This window comes from Bradyrhizobium sp. USDA 4011 (assembly GCF_054063415.1).
In genome coordinates this window covers 7,238,771-7,263,640 of the sequence record NZ_JBSSGG010000001.1, presented here as the reverse complement: position 1 = coordinate 7,263,640, position 24,870 = coordinate 7,238,771, and the positions used below count along the sequence as shown (strand labels likewise).

Below are 24,870 nucleotides of genomic sequence, written 5' to 3'. Positions count from 1 at the left end.
GGATGAATGCTTCGGCTGCTGACCACGCTTGGGCGTGGCTTCAAGGAAAAGATCGGCTGGAAACGGCTCGGGATCGCTGCGAGCGTGCTCATCATCGCGTTCGCGGTCACGACGCTGGTCCACACCCTGAAGGGCGTCGACACCGGTATCATCCTCACCGCGCTGACCGACATCGCGCCGCACCGGATCGCGCTCGCGGCGCTCTGCGTGGTCGGGGCGTTCTGCACGCTGACCTTCTATGACTTCTTCGCGCTGCGCACGATCGGCAAGACCCACGTCCCCTACCGCATCGCAGCGCTGTCGAGCTTCACCAGCTACACGATCGGCCACAATATCGGCGCCACCGTCTTTACCGGCGGCGCGATCCGCTTCCGGATCTATTCCGACTACGGCCTCTCCGCGATCGACGTCGCCAAGATCTGCTTTCTGTCGGGCCTGACCTTCTGGCTCGGCAATCTGTTCGTGCTCGGCTTCGGCATGGCCTGGCATCCCGCGGCGGCATCGGCGATGGACCTGCTGCCGCCGGCGATGAACCGGCTGATCGCGCTCGGCTGCCTTGCCGGCATCGGCGCCTATTTCGTCTGGCTCCTGACCGGCGAGAAGCGCCGCGAGCTCGGCCAGAACGGCTGGAAGGTGGTGCTGCCGTCGGCCAAGCTGACGCTGCTGCAGATCATCATCGGCGTGGTCGATCTCGGCTTCTGCGCGCTCGCGATGTATCTCCTGATGCCGACCGAGCCGCATATCGACTTTGTCTCGCTGGCGGTGGTGTTCATCCTGGCGACGCTGCTCGGCTTTGCGAGCCACGCCCCCGGCTCGATCGGCGTGTTCGACGCTGCGATGCTGGTGGCGCTGCCGGAGTTCAGCAAGGAGCAATTGCTGGCGACGCTGGTCGTGTTCCGTATCCTCTATTTCCTGATCCCGTTCGGGATTTCGATCTCGATCATGGGCATGCGCGAGCTGTGGCTCAACGTGGTGCGGCCCTGGCAGGAACGAAAAAGACTCAGCCAAGCCTGCACGGCTTCGGCGACCGTGCGGCAACCGATCGAAAGCCGGCAGCAGCAGATCAGGCGGCTGAGACGGTAACAGCGAAGTTATCGGCCCTCCTCGCCCCCGGTGTTTCGATCCCGGATTTTGGTCTCTGCCGCCGCTTCTCTTATTTTCGCCGTACCACTCGCGTCAAACCGCGCCATGATTGGCTTTTTGGTTCGATTTTCGTTTCGCGTCACGGTCTGCAGCGTGCTGCTCGGCAGCGCGCTCGCGGCGGGATTGGCTTCAGCCGCAGACGCGCAGGACACCCAGCTCTCGATCTCCTGGGAGGTCCGCAACCGCTTCCGGCTGTTCCGCGAGGAACGCGACTTCCGCCTGCATGTCGAAAGCGGGCTCGGCCGCAGCGTGCTGGCCTCGGAACAGGCGCTGGAACTGCAAAGCGACGGCCGCGGCTGGGCGCGCAACACGGTCAACCGGCTCTGCATCGACCTGCAGGGCCGCGTCAGCGAGCCCTGCACCCGCGACAACGTCAAGGAAAGCTATCTGACGCCGATCGATCACCCGATCGTGGTGCGGCTCACGGGTCCGGTTCCGGTCGGCGCGACCTGCGCCTGGTCGTTCGACGACGGCGACGGGCCGCAATCCTCGACATTCGATTGCGCCGAGCCGGTCAATCTGCGCGTCCGCTACGGCCGCACCACGGTCGCGACCGTCGACGTCGCCAGCGGCTCGGACGCCAACCAGCGCGTGACAACCCAGATCGCGGTGCGCGATTTGCTGATCGCCGGCCTCGGCGACAGCATCGCATCCGGCGAGGGCAATCCCGATCGCGCGATCGCCCTCTCCGACGAGGGCTTCTGCTTCCGCTCCTATCTCGGCGGCGCGCAATACTACCGGCCGAGCCGCGCGGGTTTCAAAGGCGGCCGCGCCTGCGAAGCGCCCGACACCCTGACCAACTGGCAGCGCCACAGCGCGCTGTGGCTCAACTCGGCCTGTCACCGTTCGCTGTACAGCTACCAGACCCGCACCGCGCTTGCGCTCGCCGTGCAATATCCGCACATCGCGGTGACCTATCTGCCGCTGGCCTGCACCGGCGCCACCATCGCCGACGGCCTGCTCGGCTCGCAGCAGGCGCGGGAGTGTCTGCCGACGAAAACCGCCAACACCTGCTCGGGCACCGTCAACGGCCAGATCGCGGAGCTGCGCACGGCGCTCGCCGCCGCCAAGCGCCGGCAGCCGGACCGCACGCTCGATCTCGTGCTGCTGTCGGTCGGCGCCAACGACATCTACTTCTCCGGCCTCGTCGCCAACGTGATCGTCGACACGCCGACCGAACGCACGCTGTTCAGCCAGGGTGGCTCGATGGCCAGTGTCGACGATGCCCGTTCGGCACTGGCGCGCGACCTGCCGGCCGATTTCGCCAAGCTGCGCGATGCGCTGAAGCCGTTGGTCGGCGGCGACCTCTCACACGTGATCTACACGGCCTACGCCAATCCGGCGCTGGCCAATGGCGGCGCGCCCTGCCCCGGCGGCCGCGCCGGCTTCGAGATCCATCCCTCGTTCAACGCCGATCCCAAGCGGCTCGCGGCGGTCTCGAGCTTCGTGCAGAACGAGTTCCTGCCGCAGCTCAAGGCGATCGCGCAGTGCCAGTCCGGCATCATCTGCCGCAATCCGCAGGCCGACCGCATGACCTTCGTCGATGCGCATCAGGATGCGTTTGCAAGCCACGGCTTCTGCGCACGCGCGTCGACCGATCCGGAGTTCGACCGCGACTGCTTCGCCGCCAACGGCGACAGCTTCGTCTCCGACATCGTCGCCGCGGCCAACCAGCCGCTCAAATGCGGCCGCAGCGCCGGCGAATACCGCGCCTATCTGCCACGTGCGCGCTGGATCCGCGACGCCAATGACAGCTATTTCGCGGCGATGACCTACCCGCAGGGCCTGCCGTCCTCGATGCAGCCAACCGACATTCACGATGCGACATGGGGCATCCTGTCGGCGGTGTATGGCGGCGCGGTGCATCCGAGCGCCGAAGGTCATGCGGCGATGGCCGATGCGGCGGTGCCGGCAGCCGCCACCGTGCTTCAGTTGAACACCACGGTGCCTGAGGTGATCTCCGAGCCGGTCGCGCCATTGCCGACCGCACCGGTGCAACGCTGAACGCTGCACGCTCGCGACGCTGCACGTGTGCAGCCGCGAACCAACGTGATCCCAATGAGGGGTCTAAAGCATGATCCGGAAAAGTGTGAAGCGGTTTTCCGAAAAGATCATGCTCAAACAAGAAGCTAAAGCGCGATGACGATTCAACCTGATCTCATCACGCTTTAGTGCCGCTTCGTCGCCGGCAAGGGCGCCGGCGGCGGCGGCTTCATCGCTGCGGCTTGCGCCGGCAGATATTTGGCGACGATAGCGGGATCGAGCTGCGCCAGCGCCGTGTCCGGCAGCCGGGTCCAGACCTCGTCCTTGCCGAACAGCGAGATGCCGAGATAGCCGCGCATGGTCAGCGTCTGTCCATCGGCGCTCAGCGTCATCTTGGCCTTGTAGACCTTGCCGTTGCGCGGATCGAGCACGTTGCCGTTCTCGTACTTCAGGCCATCGCGCTTCATATCGCGGATGAACGACAGACCAAGCCACGGCGCATTCTTGCGATCATCGGTGCATTTCGAGCAGACCGGATTCGGCGGATCATCGGGATCGGAGAACATCTTGGCGATCACGCCTTCGAAGACGCCGTTGTGATCGATCACAAGGAACCAGCCTTCGGGCTTGCCGTCCTCGATCTTCTGCCAGAGGCCGGCCGCCGACGTCAGGTCGGCCGCCGAGGCTGCCAACGGTGCAGCCAGCGCAAAGGCCGTGGCGATCGCCAAGATCAGCCGAAGTCTGGATAGCGTGTTCCGCATCATCATCACCTGATCAATCGACAAACTCGATTACGAGCAGACTACGGCCATTTCGCGGAGCGTTCCAGTACCCGCGCCGCACGGGCAATGGCCCATGCCCCAGGCATTGGTCGCTGCTGAAGCAGAATCAGTTCACCCCAAGCTTCTTCTGCAAACTTGATGACGAGGTTGTGTACTGGAACACCAGCCGCTTGTCCGGATACACGTAGCGGTGCGCCTTCTGCGCCATCAGCGCGCCCTCGTGGAAGCCGGAGAGAATGAGCTTCAGCTTGCCCGGATAGGTGTTGATGTCGCCGATCGCGAAGATGCCTGAAACGTTGGTCTCGAATGCTGCGGTGTCGACCGGCACCAGATTGTTCTCCAGCGCTACGCCCCAGTTCGCGACCGGACCGAGCTTCATGGTGAGCCCGAAGAACGGCAGCATCGTATCGCAGGCGATCGTCGACATCGCATTGTCGTTGCCCTTCAGCGCGGCGCCCGAGAGCTGACCGTTGGCGCCTTCGAGCCCGGTGACCTGGCCGATCTTCAGATCCATCTTGCCGTCGGCAACCAGCGACCGCATCTGCTCGACACTGTGCGGCGCCGCGCGGAAATCGTCGCGCCGGTGCAGCAGCGTGATGCGCTTGGCGATCGGATGCAGATTGAGCGTCCAGTCGAGCGCGGAGTCGCCGCCGCCGACGATCAGGATGTTCTTGTCGCGGAACTGCTCCATCTTGCGCACGGCATAGAACACCGACGTGCCTTCATAGGCTTCGATGCCAGGCACCGGCGGACGCTTCGGCTGGAACGAACCGCCGCCCGCGGAGATCACGACGACCCTGGCCTCGAACTCCTTGCCGGCATCGGTCTTCACGCGGAACAGCGGATCGCCGATCTTCTCGATGCTCTCCACCATCTCGTTGAGATGGAAGGTCGGGTTGAACGGCTTGATCTGCTCCAGCAGCTGCTCGGTCAGGCCCTGGCCGGTGACAAAGGGAATCCCGGGAATGTCGTAGATCGGCTTCTCCGGATAGAGCTCGGCGCACTGCCCGCCGATCTTGTCGAGGATGTCGACCAGATGCACCTTCATGTCGAGCAGGCCCAGTTCGAACACGGCGAACAGTCCGCAGGGACCCGCGCCAATTATCAGCACATCGGTTTTGATCGCTTCGCTCATATCCGCTTCTTTTCAGTTGAGATCGACCGGGCGGCTCGCGCCTGCCCAGCCAAGTATGGCCGGATCGGGACATGCATAATAGGGGTAGAGGCTGGCGCGGCAACCCCTTGCCGAGCCTTCGTAACTCGGCTGTATGGACGGAAACTGACGGAGATCAATTCTCGTGAACGCCCCTGTCCGCGCCGATGACACGCCGCGCCTGGAAGATTTCCCCTATCGGCTGTCCGACAATGTGCGGTTTGCCGACCTCGACCCCAACGGGCACGTCAACAACGCCGTCTATGCGAGCTATTTCGAGACCGGCCGCGTCACGCTGGTGAAGGACCTCAGCATGGGGCTGATGCCGGCCGGGCTTGGCTGGATCATGGTGCGGCTCGACATCCATTTCCGCGCCGAGCTGCACTGGCCGGGACAGATCGAGCTCGGGCTCGGTCTCGTCAAGTTCGGACGGACGTCGACCACTTTCGATCAGGTGGTATTTTCGGAAGGGAGATGCGTGGCGTCGGCGAAGGCGGTCACCGTGATGATCGATGAGGCCACGCGCAGACCGACGCCGCTGCCGGCGGAGGTCAAGCAGAACTTCCGCCGCTGGGTCCGTCGCGGTGTGAACCCGGACGGCGAATAAATCAGGTCAAGCCTGCCGCTCCGGCGTCGACACGATCAGTCCGTCGAGATCGTCGGTCACCTTGATCTGGCAGGACAGCCGCGAATTCGGACGCACGTCGAAGCCGAAATCCAGCATGTCCTCTTCCATCGGCGACGGCGCGCCGACCTTCTCGCGCCACGCGTCATCGACATAGACATGGCAGGTCGCACAGGCGCAGGCGCCGCCGCATTCGGCTTCAATGCCGGGAATGGCGTTGCGGATCGCGCCTTCCATCACCGTCGCGCCGTTCTCGATATCAATGGAGCGTTTCTCTCCGGAATGGTCGATAAAGTGGATTTTGGCCATGATTGCTCGTGCTGCCGGAATGCGCCGGACGATGGTTGGAAAGGTCCCGGCAGTCGTATAACGGGTCGATCTTCGCAGCGCTAGCGCGGAGACCGAAAACCTGCCGGCCGCCCAGGGCGGCGCCCTGCCCGTTGCCGCAGGCCGTGGAGAGGCGGGAAGCCTAGGAGCGGCCCAGAATTAGCTCGATCGCCGTGCGCGCCTCGGCAATCGCGGCCCCGAGCGCGGCGAGCGGCTGGGCCGGGTCGGAACCGGCGGTCAGCGCGGTTTCCAGGTTGGCGGCCGCCTCGGCGACGCCGAAGGCGCCAATCGCCCGCGCCGATCCTTTCAGGGTGTGGGCGTGGGTCGGAGCCTCGGCCGGCAGGGCGGCCAGCTCGCCAAGGATCCGGGCCGACTGGGTCGAGAACATCCCCAGCACTTCCCGCTCCAGCCCCGGATCGCCCAGCGTCATCCGTCGAAGGTGATCGACGTCGATCGGCCCGTCGCCCGGCGCGAGCGGCGGCGATTGCGTCCATTCAACCCGTTCGAGATGAAGCGGCATGGCCTGTCCCTGTCGTCTCTGCCGGGCTTCACCGGCGGACCGTTCGCCCAGCCAATCACGAAACTGGTTAACGAATTGTTGTCGGGATGATCGGCAAAACCGCCCGATTCTGGACAATTTCCGGACACAATCGGCGCTCTGGGGCAGGAATTTCGAGTACCCATAAGGCCTTATGGCGCAAAGCTGTTAACGATGATTAAGAAAGTATTAATCGCAAGCATTTCATTCGCATCGCTCTCCCAATAGGATGTTTGCGGATGTAGCGGACAAGCCGCCGAGGGGGCGCTTGCGCTCCGCTTGTGGGCACCGGCTTCGAGCTTGCGTGGGGACGATCGCAGGCTCGCCGACGCGTAAAATAGTGAGAGGGTCAGACTGAACATGGCGAACACTCCCAAGAAGGTCAAAGATCCCACCGAAGTCGCGCTTTCTGCCATCCAGGAAGCCCTCAACATCAGCGAGCAAGGCGCGGAGAGCCGCAGCCCCCTCAACGAAGGCGCCGCGCCGCCGAGCGTGCCGCCGTCAGCTCCGGATTTTTCAGCCGCATCGTTCGAGTCCCGCACGAATACCGATCGTTCGGTGTTCGAGCCGATCCAGGAACCGCGCGCGCCGCGCCGCGCCGCCAATGATGATCGCGAGACCATCGGACAGATGCTGCAGACGCTGCAGGGAGGGCGCGCCCGCAACGCCTTCACGTTGTTTTTCGTATGCTCCGGCGCCTGGCTGCTCGGCGGCGTGATCCTCACCATCGCGTTCTGGCCGGCCCTGCAGGCTTCGATGGCCCAGGGCACCGGCGTCTTGGTGCTCGCCGGCCTCGCCGCGCTGTTCGCCGTTCCGGTGCTGCTGTTCTATTATCTCGCCAGCCTCGCCTCGCACGGTCAGCGCATGCAGATGATCGCGCAATCGATGGCGCAGGTCGCAATGCGATTCTCCGAGCCGGAAAACGCCGCCGCCGATTCCATGGTGACGGTCGGCCAGGCGATCCGCCGCGAGGTCGCGGCGATGGGCGACGGCGTCGAACGCGCGATCGCGCGCGCCGGCGAACTCGAGACCCTGGTTGCCAACGAGGTGGCGGCGCTGGAGCGCGCCTATTCCGACAATGAAGTGCGCATCCGCGCGCTGCTGCAGGACATCGCCCACCAGCGCGACAATCTGGTCGGCCAGGCCGAGCAGGTGCGCAGCGCGATCTCCGGCGTGCAGATCGACCTGCGCCACGACATCGCGCTGATCTCGGACGCGATTGCCTCGCGCGTCGACGAGGTCGCCAAGAGCATCACCGGCGCGCTGGAAGAGCGCGGCCAGCACATCACGACCGCACTGAGCCATGCCGGCGACAACATGATCCTCGCGCTCGGCGAGCGCGGCGGCGACCTGCTCGACCGCCTCGAGGAAGCCAGCGCCGAGACCACGCGCGCGGTGATGGACGCCTCCGAGCGGCTCACCACCAGCCTCAACTTCAAGACCGGTCACGTCCATGACGAATTCGTCGATCTGGCCGACCGCGTCCACGAGATGCTGAACGAACGCATCGACCGCATCACCGGCGAGTTCGAGCAGCGCTCGTCTGCGATCGTCGACGGCATCTCCGACCGCACCGAGGAGGTCCACGACTCCCTGAAGAACTCCGCGGACTCGCTGCTGCTCGAGCTCGAGCTGCGCAGCAACGACCTGGTCAGCAAAATCGACGACGCCGGCAACCGCCTCGCCGGCCAGATCATGACGTCCGGCGACAGGGCGAGCGAGGCGCTCGACGTCACCGTCAACTCGCTGGTTGCCAAGGTGGTGGGCCAGACCGAGACCGCGCACGACTCGCTGTCGCTGCAGATGAGCGCGTTCGACGACCTGGTGAAGAACCACGGCAGCGAGCTCGCCGAGAAATTCGCCCGCGACTCCGGCACGCTCGGCGCGCTGATCACCCGCCACATCTCGGAATTCGACCGCACCGTGAAGACGTTCGGCGGCGACATCGTCGAGCGCATGGGCCAGCGGACCCAGGACATCGCCGACAGCCTGAAGACCTATGTCGACACCTTCGACCATCGCGTCGCCACGAATAGCGGCGAGATCACCGCTTCGCTCGACCAGCGCCTGCTGCAGTTCGAGACCACGCTCGGCAGCCGCGTCACCAACCTCGACGCCTCGCTGACCGACAAGCTGTCGTCGTTCGATAGTTCGCTCGCCACCAAGATCGGCTCGTTCGACGGCCGCCTGCAGTCGCTGGATGACGCGATCGACGGCCGCATGCGGACGCTCGAAGTCACCTTCGAGAGCCGCGCCAAGTCGGTCACCGACACCATCGACAGCCATCTCGGCACACTCGCGACCCAGCTGACCGAAGGCGCCACCCAGGCGATCCACTCGATCGACTCGCGCCTCGGCCTGCTGACCACGACCCTGACCGAGGGCACCGTGCAGGCGATCGCCGCGGTCGACCATCGCATCAACGGCGTCGCCGAGACCATCGACGGCCACAGCAACCGTCTGGTCGACACCATCAACGGCCACAGCACCCGCCTCGCCGATACCATCAACGGTCACAACGCCCGCCTCGTCGAGACTATCAGCGGTCATAGCTCGAACCTGACCGACACCATCTCGGCGCGCTTCGCCGACATCCAGCAGGGCATCGAGAGCCGCGTCGGCGTCATCGCCGGTGACATCGACACCCGGGTCGCGCAGTTCGAGGACCTCTTGGGCTCGCGCGTCGAGGCCGTCGCCGGCCGCATCGAGAGCAGCGGCCGCCAGGCGAGCGAGGAACTGATGTCCCGCGCCGAAATGTTGTCGTCGAGCATCAAGTCCCATGTCGAGGACGCCGAGCGCTCGCTGACCAACCTCGTGGTCAACACCAGCGAAACCATCCAGACCGGCGCGCGCACCGCGCAGCAGGCGCTGCTCACCGTGTCCGCGGATGTCGGCAACCAGCTCAAGCAGAGCTCCGCCGAGGTCGAGAGCGTGCTGACCGCGGTCGGCACCAACGCCGCCAACTCGATCCTCACCAGTGCCCGCGACGCCCAGGTGTCGCTGGTCTCCGCATCCGGCGACGTCGCCTCGCAGATCAAGGCGCTGTCGGAGGACGTCGAGCGCACGCTGCAGGCGGCCGGTAGCGCCACCGCAGCCTCGGTGCTGTCGGGTGCCCGCGACGCGCAGACCACGCTGGTCTCGGCCTCGATCGAAGCCGCAAGCCAGGTCAAGTCGCTGGCCGCCGACGTCGAGCAATCGCTGTCGATGTCCGGCTCAGCCGCCGCCGAAGCGATCATGACCGGTGCCCGCGAGGCCCAGACTACGCTGATCGCGACGTCGGCCGACGTCACCGGTCAGGTGAAGTCGCTCGCCAGCGACGTCGAGCGCTCGCTCTCGATGGCCGGTTCCGCCACCGCGGAAGCCGTCGTCGCCTCGGCCCGCGAGGCCCAGAGCACGCTGGCCGGCGCGTCGACCGAAGCCACCAACCTGGTCCGCACGCTCGCGGCCGACATGGAGCGCTCGCTCTCGACCGCCGGCACCGCGACCGCGGAGGCCGTCGTCGCCTCCGCCCGCGAGGCCCAGAACACGCTGGCCGGCGCGTCGACCGACGCCACCAATCTGGTCCGCACCCTGTCGGCCGACATCGAGCGCTCGCTGTCGATGGCAGGCTCCGCCACCGCGGAAGCCGTCGTCGCCGCCGCGCGCGAGGCGCAGAGCACGCTGGCCGGCGCCTCCACCGAGGCCACCGATCTGGTCCGCACGCTGGCGGCCGACATGGAGCGCTCGCTCTCGATGGCCGGCTCCGCCACCGCGGAATCGATCACATCAGGTGCGCGTGAAGCCCAAAGCATGCTGGTCAATGCATCTACCGAGTCTGCGACAAAGGTGACGGCGCTTGCCGCCGATATCCAGCGCGCGCTGTCGATGGCCGGTTCCGGCACCGTCGAGATGCTGACGGCCGGCGCTCGCGAGGCGCAGAACACCCTCGTCACCGCGTCGACCGAAGCGGCCAACCACGTCAAGTCGCTGGCAGCCGATGTCGAGCGCACCCTGACGTCGGTCGGCACCAACACCGCCCAGACGATCCTCGGCAGCGCCCGCGATGCCCAGAACTCGTTCGTGGCAACGTCCAACGAGGCCGCAACCCAGATCCGCGCGATTTCGGTCGAGATCGAGCGCTCGCTGACCACGACCAGCGCGGAAACTGCACAGACCATCCTGGGCAGCGCCCGCGAGGCCCAGAGCTCGTTTGCGGCGACTTCCGCCGACGCGGCCGCCCAGATCCGCACCCTCTCGACCGATATCGAGCGCGCGCTGGGGTCGGTCACGGCCAAGACCACCGACAACATTCAGACCTCTGCGCAGAACGCACAGGCCGCGCTGATCAACATGTCCAACGAGGTCACGACCAAGGTCAAGACGACCTCCGCCGACATCGAACGTTCGGTGCTGTCCGCTTCCAGCGCATTCGGCTCGGCCATGACTGGCAAGACCGACGAGATCGTCACCTATGTGCAGCAGCAGACCGAGCGGCTGTCGCAGATGGTCGACGGCCGCCGCGGCTCGCTGGTCGAGGCGCTGACCGCCAAGACCGCGCAGCTGTCGAACGACATGGATCGCGCCACCGCGGACGCGCTGAAGGCGATCGAAACCCGCGGCCTAGCCTTCTCGCAGTCGATGACGGCACATGGCGGCGATGTCGCGCGCAACATCACCTCGGCCGGCGATCAGGCGACCGGTGCGGTGGCGAAGTCGCTCAAGGAGCTCGAGCAGGCCTCGCGCGCGGCGATCGACCAGTCGCGCCAGGTCTCGATCTCGGCCGTCACGGAGATGCAGGAGACCAGCAAGATCCTGCGCACCGATACGGTCGCGCTGTTCGAGCGGCTGCGCGAGGGCAACATCCTGCTGCAGGAAGTGTTGACCGGCGCCCATGACAACCTCAACTCGCTGGAGCGCGCGCTGGTGACCCGCGTGGCCGACTTCGTGTCCGCCATGAACGACGTCACCTCGCGCAACGGCGTGGCGACCCAGACGCTGGAAGACCAGCTCACGGTGTTCAACAGCAAGACCGGCAAGGCGCTGGAAGATCTCGGCGAGCTGTCGAGCCAGTTCGAGGCCCATGGCAAGGCGCTGATCGAGGCGGCTGCCGTGGTCGAACAGGCCAACCGTTCGACGACGGCCTCCGTCAGCGAGCGCAAGTCGGCGCTGGAATCGCTGGTCACGACCATCGACCTGCGCACTACCGATCTCGACCAGCGGCTGTCGCGCTTCACCGGTCTGCTCGATGAATCGCTCGGCGCCGCCGAGGAGCGCGCCCGCGACATCGCGCGCGTGGTGGCGGAGACCGCCGGCGCCGGTTCGGCCGCGATCAGCAGGCAGTTCGAGGCGGTGCGCCAAGCGGCCGAGAACGAGCGCCAGCAGACCATCGACGCGATGAACGAGCTCTACCAGCAGAGCAACGCCGAGACCGATGCGATGTTCAAGGAATCGACGGAGAAGTTCTCCGCGATGGTCGCGGCGATGAAGCAGATGGCGAGCGAGATGCACAGCGAGCTCGAGGCCACCCGCAACGAGCTGCGCCGCGGCGTGCTGGAAATGCCGCAGGAGGCCGCCGAAAACACCGCGCAGATGCGCAAGGTGATCGTCGACCAGATCGAGGCCCTGGCCGAGCTGAACCGCATCGTCGCCCATCACGGCCGCGGGCTCGACGTGGTCTCGTCCAGCCGCGCCAGCGTCCGCCACGAGGAGCCGGTGATGGCTGCCGCCGGTGGCCGCAGCGACATGCGCATGCGGGATAACGGCAACAGCGCCTCGACGCTGCCGCCGCCGGATCTCGGCATGGCGACCTCGCGCCGCACCGAGGCTCCGTCGGTCAGCCCGGCCAGCACCAACAACGGCGATGGTTGGCTGTCCGACCTGCTCAGCCGCAGCGACGCGCCGCCGCCTGCCCCGCAGGGCCGCGACACCCAGCAGCGCCCGCGTCCGCAGCAGCAGCCGGCCGCTAATCCGCTGGAGTCGCTGTCGCTCGACATCGGCCGGCTGATGGACCGCACGCTCGCGGCCGAGATGTGGGATCGCTACCAGCGCGGCGAGAACAAGGCGTTCTCCAAGCGCCTCTACACGCCGGCCGGCCAGAAGGCCTTCGACGAGGTGGCCCGCAAGTACCGCGCCGACCGCGGCTTCAAGCAGACGGTCGACCGCTACATCGCGGAATTCGAGCGCCTGCTCGACGAAGTGGCCCGCGAAGGCCGCGGCCAGCAGGAGCTGGCTGGCCACCTGACCTCGGAGACCGGGCTGGTCTACACCCTGCTCGCCCACGCCGCGGGACGACTCGGGTAAGGTTGCCGAACAGCGAGTTGCGAATGGAAAAACGGAGGCCGAAAGGTCTCCGTTTTTTGTTTGGGCTAGCGTGAATGGATTCGCGAACACCGTATCGAGTACAGCGTGACCGCGTCAGCCGCCGTCATTGCGAGCGGAGCGAAGCAATCCATTTCGCCGCTTGCAGGAGAATGGATTGCTTCGTCGCTACGCTCCTCGCAATGACGGTCGTCTATAGCGGCGAACCCTACTGGCCACTCGCCATTCGCCCACTGCGTCACTGCTGCCGGCGCCGCGGCCCGGCCGGTGCTGCGGCCGGAGCCGGCGCGGGCTCCGGTGCGGCGTTGTTGCTGCCGCCGAAGATCACCCGGCTCGGGTTGCGGTCGAAATTGTTCACGGCGCGGCTGATGTCGGACAGCGTGCGGCGGCCGTCGTTGATCAGGAGATTGGACCGCTTGTCGATGTTGTCGGCGAGCTCGCGGATCGACTTCACCATCAGATTCAGCTCGCTGCCATTGTTGCCGCCCGCGATCGCATTGAGGCCCAGCATCAGATTGTCGGCCTTGCCCATCACGCCGTCGACTTTGAGCATGACGTCGTCGATCTTCTCGGAATTGCGCGCCAGCGCCTGGGTGAAGACCTCGAGATTCTTCAGCGAATTCTTCACCGACTGCTGATTGTCGGCGACGATGCGGTTGACGTTCTGCAGCGTGGCGCGGATCGCCTCGGTGACGTCCTGCAGCGCATTCGGGTCGGCGGTCAGAACCGGGATGCCGTCCTCATCCAGCGGCACCGGCGGGGCGGCCTCCTCGCCGCCCTTCAGCGAGATCGCGGCGACGCCGGTCAGGCCCTGGAATTCGAGGCCGACCAGGGTGTCCTTGCGCAGCGGTGCGTTGTTCTCGATCATCGCCAGCGCGACCACGCGCCGTGGATTGTCGAGCTTGACCGAGACCACTTCCCCTATCCGGATACCGTTAAAATTGACATTGCCGCCATTGCGCAGGCCCGACGCCGGCCCCTCGAAGATCACCCGCAGGGGGCTGCGCTGCTTGGTGGTGTGCAGGCTCTGGAACCAGAGCACGAAGCCGAACGCCGCGGCGATTACCGCCAGCGTGAAAGCCCCGATCAAGACGTAGTTCGCCCGCGTTTCCATCAATTGCTCGCGTTCATCACTCTTGGGCGCTCGCGCAGTCGGCCTGCGTTCGAGCCCTTCGAATTCCTTGTTGGCGCATGATCTCGTCCGAAAACCGGTCTTTTCGTTTCGGGATCATGGGCTAAGCCACAACGGCGCGGGCGCGCTTGCCGTTGAAATATTGCTGCAGCCACGGATGCTGCGATGCCTTCATGTCGGCGATCGATCCTGCAGCAATGATCTTACCGTTCCCTAAAACGGCGATACGGTCGCACGCGGTGTATAGACTGTCGAGATCGTGGGTTACCATGAAAACGGTCAGTCCCAAAGTGCGCTGCAGGGTGCGCACCAGCTCGTCGAAATCGCCGGCGCCGATCGGGTCGAGACCCGACGTCGGCTCGTCGAGAAACACGAGCTCGGGATCGAGCGCGAGTGCGCGCGCCAGCGCGACGCGCTTGATCATGCCGCCGGACAGCTCCGAGGGATAGCGATCGGCGACCTCGGGCTTCAGCCCGACCATCACCAGCTTCGCCACCATGATCTCGTCGAGCAGCCGCTGCGATACGCGCAGGTATTCGCGCGCCGGAAACTGGATGTTCTGGCGCACAGTGAGCGAGGAGAACAGCGCGCCCTGCTGGAACAGGATGCCCCAGCGCCGCTCGACGGCACGGCGCTGCGCCGAGCTCGCGGCATCGAGATCGACGCCGAACACTTCGATGCGGCCGGCGACCTTCGGCACCAAGCCGATGATGGTGCGCGTCAGCACCGACTTGCCGGCACCGGACGGGCCGACGAAGCCCAAGATCTCGCCGCGCTTGACGTCGAGGTCGAGGCCGTCGAGCACCCGCGTGTTGCCGAATTGAACAGTGATGTCGCGGACCCGGATGATGGCGTCGATGTCCTGCTCGGCCATGATCACATCCCGATCGAGGCGAAGAAGATCGCGAACACGCCGTCCATCACGATCACGAAGAAGATCCCTTTCACCACCGACGCGGTGGTGTGCTGACCGAGCGACTCCGCCGAACCTTGCACCGCCAACCCTTCGACGCAGGCGACGATGCCAATCACCGCGGCCATCACGGGCGCCTTGACCATGCCGACGATGAAATGGTCGATCGATATGGCATCACGAAGGCGGAGCAGGAAGGCCTCCGGATCGACGCCGCCATAGAGCCAGGCCACCAGGCCGCCGCCATAGAGCGCGGCCATCGCGCCGAGAAAGGCCAGGATCGGCAGCGCCAGCACCAGCGCCAGCATGCGCGGCAGGATCAAGACCTCGATCGGATCGAAGCCCATGGTGCGCAGCGCGTCGATCTCCTCGCGCATTTTCATCGAACCGAGCTCGGCAGTATAGGCCGAGCCGGAGCGGCCCGCGACCATGATCGCGACCAGCAGCACGCCGATCTCGCGCAGCACCAGCACGCCCAGCATGTCGACCACGAAGATGTCGGCGCCGAACCTGCGGAAATGGAAGATGCCCTGCTGCGAGATGATGCAGCCGATCAGGAAGGTGATCAGCACCACGATCGGCACTGCGCGCCAGCACACCTGCTCGAGGTGATGCACCGTCGAGGTCAGGCGGAAGCTGCGCGGATGGATCAGCACATTGCCGGTCGCGGCGATCACCGCGCCGAGCATGTCGATCAGACCGATGATGGTGCCGCCGATCCCGGCCACGGTGCGCCCGATCTGCTCGAGCATGCCCGTGATCGACAGCCCCTCGCTCACGACCCTGGGCGCGGGGCCGACGCGGCGGACCTCGTCGACCAGGCTGGAATAATTGGCGGAGAGGCCGGCGATCTCGGCTTCCGCGCTGGCGTCGCTCAGGCTGCGGCGCAGCCGCTCGATCAGCCACGCGCCGAACGTGTCGAGGCTCGCGACCTGCGACACGTCGATGAAGATATGGGGACGGCTGCCGCGCAGTTTCTCGGCGTCGGAGACGATCCGCTCGAGCGCGGGCGCAAAGCGGGCTGTCCAGTTGCCCGCCGCACACAACGCCAGTCCTTCGCCTTGGGCTATCCGGTCCAGTGTCGGGTCGCCGCTCACCTTTTGCCTACCCCTCAAGCCGGCTGGCCGTTGATCTCCGGCGGCTTGCCGGATCGGCTTGTCGAATCTGCCACTAACCAGCCATAGTTGGTTGCGCGTCGCAAGCTACGGTTCAGGAAATAGTAGACTTTAAAATGACTTCCACCCCTCCCGGAGCCGTTTCCCTGACAGGGCGGATCGAGCGCTGGCCGATCGCCGGAACCTTCACGATCAGCCGTGGCGCCAAGACCGAGGCCGTCGTCGTGGTTGCCGAGGTGAGCCAGGGCGGCCTCACCGGCCGCGGCGAATGCGTGCCCTACCCACGCTATGGCGAAACGCCCGAGGCGACGCTGCAGGCGATCCAGGCGATGCAGGAGCCGCTCGCCAACGGTATGGACCGCATCGCCTTGCAGGCCAGCATGCCCGCCGGCGCCGCCCGCAATGCGCTGGATTGCGCGCTTGCGGACCTCGAGGCCAAACGGGCCGGCAGGCGGATCTGGAACCTGCTCGGCCGCCCCGCGCCCGAACCGCGCACCACCGCCTATACGATCTCGCTCGGGACGCCCGAGGCGATGGCGGAGGCCACCGCGAAGGCCGCGCACCGCGCGCTGCTCAAGATCAAGCTCGGCGGCGATGGCGACGCCGCCCGGATCGCCGCCGTGCGCAAGGCGGCGCCGACATCCGAACTCGTCGTCGATGCCAATGAAGCCTGGACCGAGGACAACCTCGCCGCCAATCTCGCGGCCTGTGCCGATGCCGGCGTCACGCTGATCGAGCAGCCGCTGCCGGCGGGCAAGGACGATGCGCTGCTGCGGATCAAGCGCCCGGTTGCGGTGTGCGCCGACGAGAGCGTGCATGACCGCGCCTCGCTCGAGGGCCTGCACGGTCGCTATGACGCCGTCAACATCAAGCTCGACAAGACCGGCGGGCTGACCGAAGCGCTCGCGATGGCGGACGCCGCCCGCGCACTCGGCTTCGAGATCATGATCGGCTGCATGGTCGCGACCTCGCTGGCGATGGCGCCGGCGATGCTGATCGCGCAAGCCGCGCGCTTCGTCGATCTCGACGGCCCGCTGCTGCTGGCCAAGGACCGCGACAACGGCCTGCGGTACGACGGCAGCCTGGTCTACCCGCCCGACGCCGCGCTCTGGGGGTGATGGGTTAGTCGCTTGCGCGCCAGCCACATCACCAGCCCGCCCACGGCCGCCATCGCCGCCATCATATCGTAGACGCCGAGGCCGAAGCGCGCATAGACCATGCCGCTGACGATCGCCGTGGTGCTCGCGACAATGCCGCCGCAGGCGGTGAGATAGCCCTGCGCACGCGCCATCACATGAACCGGCACGTGATGCACCATCAGCCCCATGATGCCGACCTGGGTCAGGCCGAAGCTCAAGCCGTGTCCGAGCTGGACCACGGCCAGCACCGCAAGCGGCGGATCCTGCGCGGTGATCGCCCAGCGCGCCACGGCGCTGGCGGCCGCAATCATCACCAGGACAGCCGATGGAAGCGTGAAGCGCGGCGAGGCCGCAAACAGCACGATCTCGGCGATCACACCGAGCACCCAGAGGACCGCGATGGTCAGGCCGCTGAAGCCGGCCTGCTGCCAGGCAATCGATGCGAAGATGTAATAGGCGCCGTGGCTGCCCTGGATCAGCGCCGAGGAGACGATGATCGCGAGGAAAGTCGGATTGCGCAGCAGCCTCGGCGCGCCGGCCGCGTGCGCGACGGTGGCCACCGGGCGGCCGAGCGGCCGCAGCGTCAGCCCGACCAGCGCGCCGAGCACGGTCACGGCAGTGATGATCCAGATCAGATCGACCTCGGCGACATAGCGGAGCAAGAACCCGCTGATGAGCGCGCAGACCGCGAAGGCGGCCGAGCCCCACAGCCGCAACGGTCCGTAGCTCAAGCCAAATTGCCTGACGCCGCGCAGCGCGTAGGCGTCGGTGAGCGGCACCATCGGCGTCCACACGCAGCAGGTCAGCGCATAGACCGCGAGCAGCACCAACGGCTGGTGCTGGGTGCCGATCACGGCAAAGCCCAGTGCGGTCGCGATTCCCGTGGCGATCATCGCGCCGCGCAGCATCTGGCGGCGCTCCGCGGTCGCGGTGACCAGCGGCAGGACGGTGAAGCGCGTCACCGGCGGCACCGCCGTGATGAGGCCGATCCAGGTGGCATCGATCCCGATCGCCTTCAGCCACACCGTGAAAAACGGCAGGTGGACCCCGGTCATCCCGAACGTCGTGGCATAGAATGCCGCGAGGCTGCGCGCGAATCGCCGCGGCGCGACCTTGGCTGCGATGGGGATTTGTGATTCGGAAGACATCAATTCAATTGCGATTCGCGCGATATCGTGGTGATCGTTAGCGTAACGCGCAGTGATTTGCGCGGAGAGATTGTGATGGCCGAAGAAGCATTCGCCCTGTCGCCGATATCCGCCCGCGCGGCCCTGCCGAGCGAGGAGGACTATGCTGCGATCAGCGCGGCCTTCATGGAGACCTCGCGGGGCCGCTGGTTCCTCGGCGAATATGCCAAGCGCAACCGCAATGCCGACACCCGCATGGTGCTCGATGCCGTGGCGCGGATCGAGGACAGCCTCAGCGCGCAGCGGCAAGCCGCCGCAGCGGCCATCAGGGACGAGCAGCTGGCACAGGCGCTGGCCGCCTTGCGCGGCGCGATCGAGGCCGCCCAGGCCTCGGCCATCGCGGCGCTCGACGGCATCAGCTTCGAGCAGAACCTCGCGCCGGTGCGCAAGGGCGTACGGGTGATCAGGGAGATCTCCTGGCGGCTGCGCGAGATCGGCAATGACGGCCGGATCTGCGACATCATCGATTCGCAGGCCAGCGCGATCGAGGCTGGCGCGACCCAGGTCTCGATGGACGACGCCAAGGCGGTGCTGGATGCCGCCTTCGCGGCGTTGGCCCGCCGGCTCAGCGAATTCGATCCGGACCAGGCAGCGACGCCCGCGGCCGAACCTGATGTGGCCGAAGCACCGGTTGCGGAACCGCCCGCTGCTGCCCCCTCGCCGCCACCGGTGGCCGAAAGCGCTGCCGCCGAGAGTGCTGCCCCCGACGCCACCATGGCCGCCACGGCGCCCGCGCCGCCTCGGGAAGCCGTTGCAACGCCGAGCGCTGAGGTTGCCACGGCTGCGGTGCCGGAGCCGAGCGAAGCATGGCTTAAGGCGGAGGCCGCGCTGGCCGAAGCCGAAGCCGCAGAGCTCGCCCGCGTCACCGAGGCCGCCGCTGACGCCCAGGACGAAGCGGTGCTCGATCTCATCGCGATGGAGATGGGCGCGCCCGATCCGATCGACGAAGACGCGATCGCGGAAGAGATGCACCTTGCCGAGGAGATGCGCATCGCCGAGGCAATGGCCGCCGAGCCCGAGATGGTCGCACCGGCCATTCAGCCCGAGCCCGCACCGGCGCCCGAGCTGAAAGTCGAGGTCAAGGTCGAGCCGCCACCGATGGCCGCAGCGCCGATTGCTGCAGCACCGGTTGCCGCGGCTCCAGCCGCCGTACCGCCGCCCATCCCGCCCGCCGTTGAGGCTGCCGCTGCTCCCGCAGCAGAAGTCTCACTCGGCTCGACCATCATCGCGAGCGGCCTTCTGAAAAAGCCCAGCGTCGCGGCCAACGATCCGCTCGCACCGATCCGCCGTATGAGCCAAGTCGAGAGGATCGCGTTCTTCTCTTAAGCGCAGTCCGATGCCCGACGAAACCGACACGATCACTCTTTGGCGACCTGTGGGCCCCCAGGAGCTTGCGCTGATCGAGCAGAGTGGCATGCGCGCCTTTCCGCCCGGCTTCTCGATCAACCGATCTTCTATCCGGTCCTGACGGAAGAGTACGCCGCAAAGATCGCGCGAGACTGGAACGTGCCCGCAAGTGGCGCCGGATTCGTCACACGGTTTCAGGTCAAGCGAAGCTTCATCGACCACTATGATGTGCAGGAGGCTGGCGGCCACGCGCATCTCGAATACTGGATCCCGGCGGAGGACCTGCCGGCATTCAATGCTGCAATCGTCGGGCCGATCGAAGTCATCCGCAGCTTTCCTTGAGGCGGTTTGCTCCCATTGACCACCCGCGCAGCGTGACCCAGCTCACGTACGGCGGGCGTGTCCGCGCCTAGCCTCGCCGCGACCGGTCCTGCACCGGGACCAGCTTTTGGGAGCGCGCGATGGTCCGCCTGACATCCATCATGATATCGGCCGCATTGTTCGGTCTGTTGAGCCTCGGCGTATCGGGCACAGCATCTGCCGAGACCAGCGGCGTCACCGTCGGCAACGCAGCGCAGACGCCGGCACAATCGATCGATCAAGCGGTCTTGCCCGGGACGCCCGCCGCAGCGGCGCCGGCCGCGCTCCGCGGCCCCGAGCAGCGCGTCGCGCTCGTGATCGGCAATGCGAACTATGAGAATGCGCCAAAGCTCGCCAATCCCGGCAACGACGCGCAGTCGATGGCCGAGCTGTTGAACGCGGCCGGCTTCGAGGTGATCGCCGCGACCGACCTCAGGCAGGGCGACATGGTGAAGGTGTTGCAGGATTTCTCCGACAAGGTCGCGGCGCGCGGCCCCGGCACGGTCGCGATGATCTACTACGCCGGCCACGGCGTGCAGCTCGCCGGCGAGAACTATCTGATTCCGGTCGATGCCAAGATTGCAACGCCGTCCGACCTCGACGGCAATGCGGTGCGTCTCGTCGACGTGATGGGCACGCTCGAGAACATCCCGAGCCGGATGCGCATCGTGGTGCTCGATGCCTGCCGCAACAACCCGTTTCCCAACGTCAACGACGCCGGCCGCGGCCTTGCCGTCGTCGATGCCCCGAGCGGCTCGATCGTCGGCTATTCGACCGCCCCCGGCATGGAAGCGCAGGACGGCAGCAACGGCCACAGCCCTTACACCAACGCCTTCCTGCGCCTGGCGCGCGAGCCCAATCTGCCGATCGAGCAGCTGTTCAAGCGCATTCGGCTCGACGTCAACTCAACGACCGACGGCCGCCAGACGCCGTGGGAAAGCTCGTCCCTGACCTCCGATTTCTATTTCTTCGGCGACACCGCGGTCGCGTCGGCGCGGGCGCCGGAGAACGGCCCGGTGGTGCAGATGGCATCGAACCTGCCGAACCGCTCGGTGCGCGAAGCCTATGACTTCGTGCTCTCCGAGGGGCGGCCGGACTATTATGAGGAATTCATCCGGCTTTATCCGCGCGATCCGCTCTGCGACCGCATTCGCTTCCTGCTGACGAACTGGTTGCAGGTCGCGGCATGGCACAAGGCGGTGCTTGCCAACACGCCGTTCGCCTACAAGACCTTCCACGACAATTTCGGCAACAGCCCCTACGCGCAGTCGGCGTTGAAGCTGCAGATGCAGCCGAAAGCAATTCCGCTGATGCAGTTCACGCGGCTTTCCGGTCGTCCAGCCTTCCGGCCGATCAATGCCGGCGCGCAGGGTGCCGTCGGCAAGATCGTGACCATGCCCGCGCCCGGAGCGAAGCCGGTCGGCATGCCAAGCTCAATCGGCAAGGGCAAGGTCGCAGGCCTTCCTGGCGCCAATGCCGGCAACACCACATCGAACCGGATCATGAAAGATAACAGCGGGCAGCACTTCCGCGCCGAGCGCCAGAGCATGCGAGTCAACCGGACGGGATCGGGCGGCAGCCAAGCCTCGTTCCACTCCCGTCCGTCCGGCTCACATCTCGGCGCAATGGGCGGCGGCTACCGTGGCGGCTTCAGGCACTGATCAGCCGCGCCACAACGAAACGGGGGCAGAGCGAGTACCGCCCTGCCCCGGTTTCGTTTCAGGATATTGGCCTCAGGCGACGAGCTTCGCAAACAGGTCGGCATCGACATTGCCGCCCGAGAGCACGATGACGACGTTCTTGCCCTTGGCGTCGATCCGTCCCGCCAGCAGCGCCGCGAGCCCGACCGCGCCGCCGGGCTCGACCACGAGCTTCAGCTCGCGATAGGCGAAGGCGACGGCAGCACCGACCTCGTCGTCGGAGACGCTGACGCCGTTTGCCAGCAGCTTGCTGTTGATGGCGAAGGTGAGCTCGCCCGGCATCATCGCCATCAGCGCATCGCAGATGGTGCGTGCCGCGACCGGATGCGCCTCGCGATGGCCGACCTTGAGCGACAAAGCGTGGTCGTCATAGCCCGCGGGCTCGGCAACGATCAGCTGGGCCTGCGGATACTTCGCCTTCACTGCGGTAGCAACGCCCGCGATCAGGCCGCCGCCGGAAGCCGGCGCCACCACGATGTCGGGCACAAGCCCGAGCGCGGCCATGTCCTCGGCGATCTCGCGGCCGGCGGTGCCCTGGCCCGCGATCACGAAGGGATCGTCATAAGGACGCACCAACGTCGCGCCGCGCTTGCTGGCGATGCCATTGGCGATCGCCTCGCGGTCGTCGCGATCGCGATCGTACAGCACGACCTCGGCGCCATAGGACTTGGTTCGCTCACGCTTGGTGATAGGCGAGTCCGCAGGCATCACGATGGTCGCCTGCATGTTGAGGATCTTTGCCGCCGCGGCAACGCCCTGGGCGTGGTTGCCCGAGGAGAACGCGACGACGCCCCCGCTCCGCTTGTCCTGCGGTATAGAGGCGAGCTTGTTGAAGGCGCCGCGGAACTTGAACGATCCGGTCCGTTGCAGCATCTCGGGCTTGAGGAAGACCTGGGTGCCGACGCGTTCGTTGAGAACGGGGAAAGTCAGGAGCGGCGTGCGCACCGCGAACGGCGCGACCACCCTTGCGGCGGCATCGATGTCCGCGGCAGCGACGGGTGGATTGAGAGTGATGTCCGTCATCCACAATTTGTATCGCGGCGGCGGGCAACCCGGCAAGACGCTTTAGCGTGAGTTTGGCTGAGGCGCCGGCAAGGCCGCGAAATGATGCTCTTCGGCGCCGAATTCGAGCGCCTCGCCCTCGCCGTCGGGCGCCGCGGGGCGGACGTTCATGCAGCGGTCGATGAACACCCGGGCCGACGCCTGCCAGGTGTGGAGCGCGGCGAAATCGACGCAGGCCTGCCGCGGGATGCTGAGCGCCTCCAGGCAGGCGCGGCGCAGATCCTCGTCGAGCACGCCGACCGGCGCCGAGCCGATCACGTCGCGGGGACCGGTGACCGGAAAAGCGGCAACCGGCAGGCCGCTGGCCAACGCTTCAAGCAGCACCAAACCGAACGTATCGGTGCGGCTGGGGAAAACGAACACATCGGCCGCGGCGTAGATCTCGGCCAATTCTTCCCCATGGCGGGCGCCGAGGAAGAGGGCTTCCGGATATTTTCGCTCCAGCGCCGCCCGCGCCGGCCCGTCGCCGACCACCACCTTGGTGCCGGGCAGATCGAGATCAAGGAACGCCTCGAGGTTCTTCTCCACCGCCACCCGGCCGACGCTGAGATAGACCGGCTGCGGCAGGCAGAGATCGACATCGCGCGGATGGAACAGCGCGGTGTCGACGCCGCGCGACCACAGCACCACGTTGCGGAAGCCGCGCTGGCGCAGTTCGGTGGCGAGCGCGGGGGTCGCAGCCATCACCGCCCGGCTCGGCCTGTGGAACCAGCGCAGCGCCCGCCACACCCAGGCCTCCGGCACAGGCGTCCGTGCCGAGACGTATTCGGGGAAGCGGGTGTGGAAGCTCGTCGTGAACGGCAGGCCGCGCCTACGGCAATAGCGGCGGACCGACAGCCCGATCGGGCCTTCGGTCGCGATATGGATGCTGTCGGGCTTGGCCGCCTCGATCAGGCTGGCGACCTTGGCCTGGTACGGCAGCGCCAGCCGGAGATCGCGATAGCTCGGCATCGCGAAGGTGCGGAACTCGTCCGGCGTCAGGAAGCTCACCTCGACGCCGAGCGATTTGGCCGCCTGTGCCATCATGGTCAGCGTGCGGACAACCCCGTTGACCTGGGGATGCCACGCATCGGTCGCGACCAGGATATGCGTCATGCAGCGCGTGCCGTCACTCGCGGAACCGGCGCGATCCGGCGTACCGGATCGGTCCAGGTGATGATCTCGAAATGGCCGTCCTCATGCTCGGCGAGCGCCGTGCAGCTCTCCACCCAGTCGCCGCAATTCATGTAGCGGATGCCGTGCTCGTCATGAATCGTCGCGTAGTGGATGTGGCCGCAGATCACGCCGTCGCAGCCGTGACGCCGCGCCTCGCCGGCCAGCGTCGCCTCGAACGCTCCGATATAGTTCACAGCCTTCTTGACCTTCAGCTTGGCCCATTGCGACAGCGACCAGTACGGCACGCCGAACATCTTGCGGAAGAAATTGACGAACCGATTCATCTGGATCGCAAAGTCGTAGGCCTTGTCGCCGAGATGGGCGAGCCAGCGCGCGTTCTGCACCACGAGATCGAAGATGTCGCCGTGGATCACGAGGTAGCGCTTGCCGTCGGCGCCGGTGTGAACGGTGTTCTCCACCACGTCGATGCCGCCGAAATGCGTACCGTAATATTTGCGCAGGAACTCGTCATGGTTGCCCGGGACGTAGATCACCTTGGCGCCCTTGCGCGCCTTGCGCAGCATCTTCTGCACGAAATCATTGTGGGTCTGCGGCCAGTACCAGTTCGACTTCAGCGCCCAGCCGTCGACGATATCACCAACGAGGTAGATCGTGTCGGCATCGTGGGAGCGGAGGAAGTCCAGCAGGCGGTCGGCTTGCGAACCGCGGGCTCCGAGATGAACATCGGAGATAAACAAAGTGCGAAAGCGCCGCTCGGGGCTCTCTTCACTCAAGGAGTCACTTCCCATGCCTGTGCACCTAACAGATTCCTGTGACAAGGCGATGACGATCCCCGCGACCCAAGGCCTCACTAACAGTTAACGAGAATCAGCAGCACGCCCCTCCAGTGCGGATAACAGCGGCGTGCGACAATCTGGCGACATGGGTGGACGCAGCTGTGCGGAACGGGCG

18 protein-coding genes and 1 pseudogene are annotated in these 24,870 nt (G+C 66.2%); 8 read left to right on the top strand and 11 right to left on the bottom strand.

Features of this window, described 5'->3' with window-relative positions; translation table 11 throughout:
- Positions 1–6: 6 nt before the first annotated feature.
- Positions 7–1,083 carry a lysylphosphatidylglycerol synthase transmembrane domain-containing protein gene (locus ACVW1C_RS34165; RefSeq protein WP_229169985.1) on the top strand — a complete coding sequence of 359 codons (1,077 nt, stop codon included), beginning with the start codon at positions 7–9 and terminating at the stop codon, positions 1,081–1,083.
- Between the two features lie 105 nt (positions 1,084–1,188).
- Positions 1,189–3,147 carry a hypothetical protein gene (locus ACVW1C_RS34160; RefSeq protein WP_456762033.1) on the top strand — a complete coding sequence of 653 codons (1,959 nt, stop codon included), beginning with the start codon at positions 1,189–1,191 and terminating at the stop codon, positions 3,145–3,147.
- Between the two features lie 164 nt (positions 3,148–3,311).
- On the opposite strand, the gene ACVW1C_RS34155 is transcribed toward ACVW1C_RS34160, so the two are convergent.
- Entirely contained in the window at positions 3,312–3,887 is a 576-nt protein-coding gene (locus tag ACVW1C_RS34155; protein WP_456762032.1) for a DUF2147 domain-containing protein, read from the bottom strand.
- 127 nt (positions 3,888–4,014) lie between these two features.
- Positions 4,015–5,043 carry an NAD(P)/FAD-dependent oxidoreductase gene (locus ACVW1C_RS34150; RefSeq protein ID WP_456762031.1) on the bottom strand — a complete coding sequence of 343 codons (1,029 nt, stop codon included), beginning with the start codon at positions 5,041–5,043 and terminating at the stop codon, positions 4,015–4,017.
- A 163-nt stretch (positions 5,044–5,206) separates the two neighbouring features.
- On the opposite strand from ACVW1C_RS34150, the gene ACVW1C_RS34145 reads away from it, so the two are divergent.
- Positions 5,207–5,668: an acyl-CoA thioesterase gene (locus ACVW1C_RS34145; RefSeq protein WP_173637602.1), complete on the top strand. Its 462-nt coding sequence runs from the start codon at positions 5,207–5,209 to the stop codon at positions 5,666–5,668.
- Positions 5,669–5,674: 6 nt separating this feature from the next.
- Here the strand turns inward: ACVW1C_RS34145 and ACVW1C_RS34140 are convergent, their stop codons facing one another.
- On the bottom strand, positions 5,675–5,995 hold the full coding sequence (locus ACVW1C_RS34140; protein ID WP_456762030.1) for a 2Fe-2S iron-sulfur cluster-binding protein: 321 nt from the start codon (positions 5,993–5,995) through the stop codon (positions 5,675–5,677).
- 160 nt (positions 5,996–6,155) lie between these two features.
- Positions 6,156–6,533, bottom strand: a complete 378-nt coding sequence (locus tag ACVW1C_RS34135) for an Hpt domain-containing protein (protein ID WP_456762029.1) — start codon at positions 6,531–6,533, stop codon at positions 6,156–6,158.
- A 378-nt stretch (positions 6,534–6,911) separates the two neighbouring features.
- Here ACVW1C_RS34135 and ACVW1C_RS34130 point away from each other — a divergent pair, with 378 nt between their 5' ends.
- Positions 6,912–12,830, top strand: coding sequence for an apolipoprotein A-IV repeat region-like domain-containing protein (locus ACVW1C_RS34130; protein ID WP_456762028.1), 5,919 nt, complete (start codon positions 6,912–6,914; stop codon positions 12,828–12,830).
- 256 nt (positions 12,831–13,086) lie between these two features.
- Here the strand turns inward: ACVW1C_RS34130 and ACVW1C_RS34125 are convergent, their stop codons facing one another.
- From ACVW1C_RS34125 to ACVW1C_RS34115, 3 genes are all read right to left on the bottom strand, one after another.
- Entirely contained in the window at positions 13,087–13,962 is an 876-nt protein-coding gene (locus ACVW1C_RS34125) for an MlaD family protein (protein ID WP_456762027.1), read from the bottom strand.
- Positions 13,963–14,083: 121 nt separating this feature from the next.
- Positions 14,084–14,854 (bottom strand): ABC transporter ATP-binding protein, encoded by a 771-nt coding sequence (locus ACVW1C_RS34120; protein WP_456762026.1) that lies wholly within the window; start codon positions 14,852–14,854, stop codon positions 14,084–14,086.
- Positions 14,855–14,856: 2 nt separating this feature from the next.
- The gene (locus ACVW1C_RS34115) at positions 14,857–15,990 is read right to left on the bottom strand and encodes an MlaE family ABC transporter permease (protein ID WP_456762025.1); all 1,134 of its coding nucleotides are present in this window, start codon (positions 15,988–15,990) and stop codon (positions 14,857–14,859) included.
- A gap of 134 nt (positions 15,991–16,124) precedes the next feature.
- On the opposite strand from ACVW1C_RS34115, the gene dgcA reads away from it, so the two are divergent.
- The gene (dgcA, locus tag ACVW1C_RS34110) at positions 16,125–17,126 is read left to right on the top strand and encodes an N-acetyl-D-Glu racemase DgcA (protein ID WP_456762024.1); all 1,002 of its coding nucleotides are present in this window, start codon (positions 16,125–16,127) and stop codon (positions 17,124–17,126) included.
- On the opposite strand, the gene ACVW1C_RS34105 is transcribed toward dgcA, so the two are convergent.
- Positions 17,096–18,295: an MFS transporter gene (locus tag ACVW1C_RS34105; RefSeq protein ID WP_456762023.1), complete on the bottom strand. Its 1,200-nt coding sequence runs from the start codon at positions 18,293–18,295 to the stop codon at positions 17,096–17,098. The two genes, dgcA and ACVW1C_RS34105, sit on opposite strands and share 31 nt — an antisense overlap.
- 75 nt (positions 18,296–18,370) lie before the next feature.
- On the opposite strand from ACVW1C_RS34105, the gene ACVW1C_RS34100 reads away from it, so the two are divergent.
- From ACVW1C_RS34100 to ACVW1C_RS34090, 3 genes and pseudogenes are all read left to right on the top strand, one after another.
- Positions 18,371–19,660 carry a hypothetical protein gene (locus ACVW1C_RS34100; protein ID WP_456762022.1) on the top strand — a complete coding sequence of 430 codons (1,290 nt, stop codon included), beginning with the start codon at positions 18,371–18,373 and terminating at the stop codon, positions 19,658–19,660.
- Positions 19,661–19,670: 10 nt separating this feature from the next.
- Positions 19,671–20,023, top strand: a pseudogene (locus tag ACVW1C_RS34095) (ADP-ribosylation/crystallin J1).
- 119 nt (positions 20,024–20,142) lie between these two features.
- Positions 20,143–21,702, top strand: coding sequence for a caspase family protein (locus ACVW1C_RS34090; protein ID WP_456762021.1), 1,560 nt, complete (start codon positions 20,143–20,145; stop codon positions 21,700–21,702).
- 72 nt (positions 21,703–21,774) lie between these two features.
- Here ACVW1C_RS34090 and ACVW1C_RS34085 read toward each other — a convergent pair whose 3' ends face one another.
- The 3 genes from ACVW1C_RS34085 to ACVW1C_RS34075 are packed head-to-tail and all read right to left on the bottom strand — an operon-like array spanning position 21,775 to position 24,707.
- On the bottom strand, positions 21,775–22,764 hold the full coding sequence (locus tag ACVW1C_RS34085) for a threonine/serine dehydratase (protein ID WP_456762020.1): 990 nt from the start codon (positions 22,762–22,764) through the stop codon (positions 21,775–21,777).
- Between the two features lie 42 nt (positions 22,765–22,806).
- Positions 22,807–23,898 (bottom strand): glycosyltransferase family 4 protein, encoded by a 1,092-nt coding sequence (locus ACVW1C_RS34080; RefSeq protein ID WP_456762019.1) that lies wholly within the window; start codon positions 23,896–23,898, stop codon positions 22,807–22,809.
- A complete protein-coding gene (locus ACVW1C_RS34075; RefSeq protein ID WP_050403538.1) occupies positions 23,895–24,707 on the bottom strand; it encodes a UDP-2,3-diacylglucosamine diphosphatase in 813 nt (270 codons plus the stop codon). Before ACVW1C_RS34075 ends, ACVW1C_RS34080 begins: the two co-directional genes overlap by 4 nt.
- Between the last annotated feature and the right edge of the window lie 163 nt (positions 24,708–24,870).

What these genes read in the sequence shown, in the direction of transcription:
- ACVW1C_RS34075 (WP_050403538.1), bottom strand. Translation starts at nt 24,707, where the DNA reads ATGGGAAGTGACTCCTTGAGTGAAGAGAGCCCCGAGCGGCGCTTTCGC.
- ACVW1C_RS34130 (WP_456762028.1), top strand. Translation starts at nt 6,912, where the DNA reads ATGGCGAACACTCCCAAGAAGGTCAAAGATCCCACCGAAGTCGCGCTT.
- ACVW1C_RS34135 (WP_456762029.1), bottom strand. Translation starts at nt 6,533, where the DNA reads ATGCCGCTTCATCTCGAACGGGTTGAATGGACGCAATCGCCGCCGCTC.
- ACVW1C_RS34080 (WP_456762019.1), bottom strand. Translation starts at nt 23,898, where the DNA reads ATGACGCATATCCTGGTCGCGACCGATGCGTGGCATCCCCAGGTCAAC.
- ACVW1C_RS34140 (WP_456762030.1), bottom strand. Translation starts at nt 5,995, where the DNA reads ATGGCCAAAATCCACTTTATCGACCATTCCGGAGAGAAACGCTCCATT.
- ACVW1C_RS34120 (WP_456762026.1), bottom strand. Translation starts at nt 14,854, where the DNA reads ATGGCCGAGCAGGACATCGACGCCATCATCCGGGTCCGCGACATCACT.
- ACVW1C_RS34165 (WP_229169985.1), top strand. Translation starts at nt 7, where the DNA reads ATGCTTCGGCTGCTGACCACGCTTGGGCGTGGCTTCAAGGAAAAGATC.
- ACVW1C_RS34160 (WP_456762033.1), top strand. Translation starts at nt 1,189, where the DNA reads ATGATTGGCTTTTTGGTTCGATTTTCGTTTCGCGTCACGGTCTGCAGC.
- ACVW1C_RS34100 (WP_456762022.1), top strand. Translation starts at nt 18,371, where the DNA reads ATGGCCGAAGAAGCATTCGCCCTGTCGCCGATATCCGCCCGCGCGGCC.
- ACVW1C_RS34090 (WP_456762021.1), top strand. Translation starts at nt 20,143, where the DNA reads ATGGTCCGCCTGACATCCATCATGATATCGGCCGCATTGTTCGGTCTG.
- ACVW1C_RS34105 (WP_456762023.1), bottom strand. Translation starts at nt 18,295, where the DNA reads ATGTCTTCCGAATCACAAATCCCCATCGCAGCCAAGGTCGCGCCGCGG.
- ACVW1C_RS34155 (WP_456762032.1), bottom strand. Translation starts at nt 3,887, where the DNA reads ATGCGGAACACGCTATCCAGACTTCGGCTGATCTTGGCGATCGCCACG.
- dgcA (WP_456762024.1), top strand. Translation starts at nt 16,125, where the DNA reads ATGACTTCCACCCCTCCCGGAGCCGTTTCCCTGACAGGGCGGATCGAG.
- ACVW1C_RS34085 (WP_456762020.1), bottom strand. Translation starts at nt 22,764, where the DNA reads ATGACGGACATCACTCTCAATCCACCCGTCGCTGCCGCGGACATCGAT.
- ACVW1C_RS34125 (WP_456762027.1), bottom strand. Translation starts at nt 13,962, where the DNA reads ATGGAAACGCGGGCGAACTACGTCTTGATCGGGGCTTTCACGCTGGCG.
- ACVW1C_RS34150 (WP_456762031.1), bottom strand. Translation starts at nt 5,043, where the DNA reads ATGAGCGAAGCGATCAAAACCGATGTGCTGATAATTGGCGCGGGTCCC.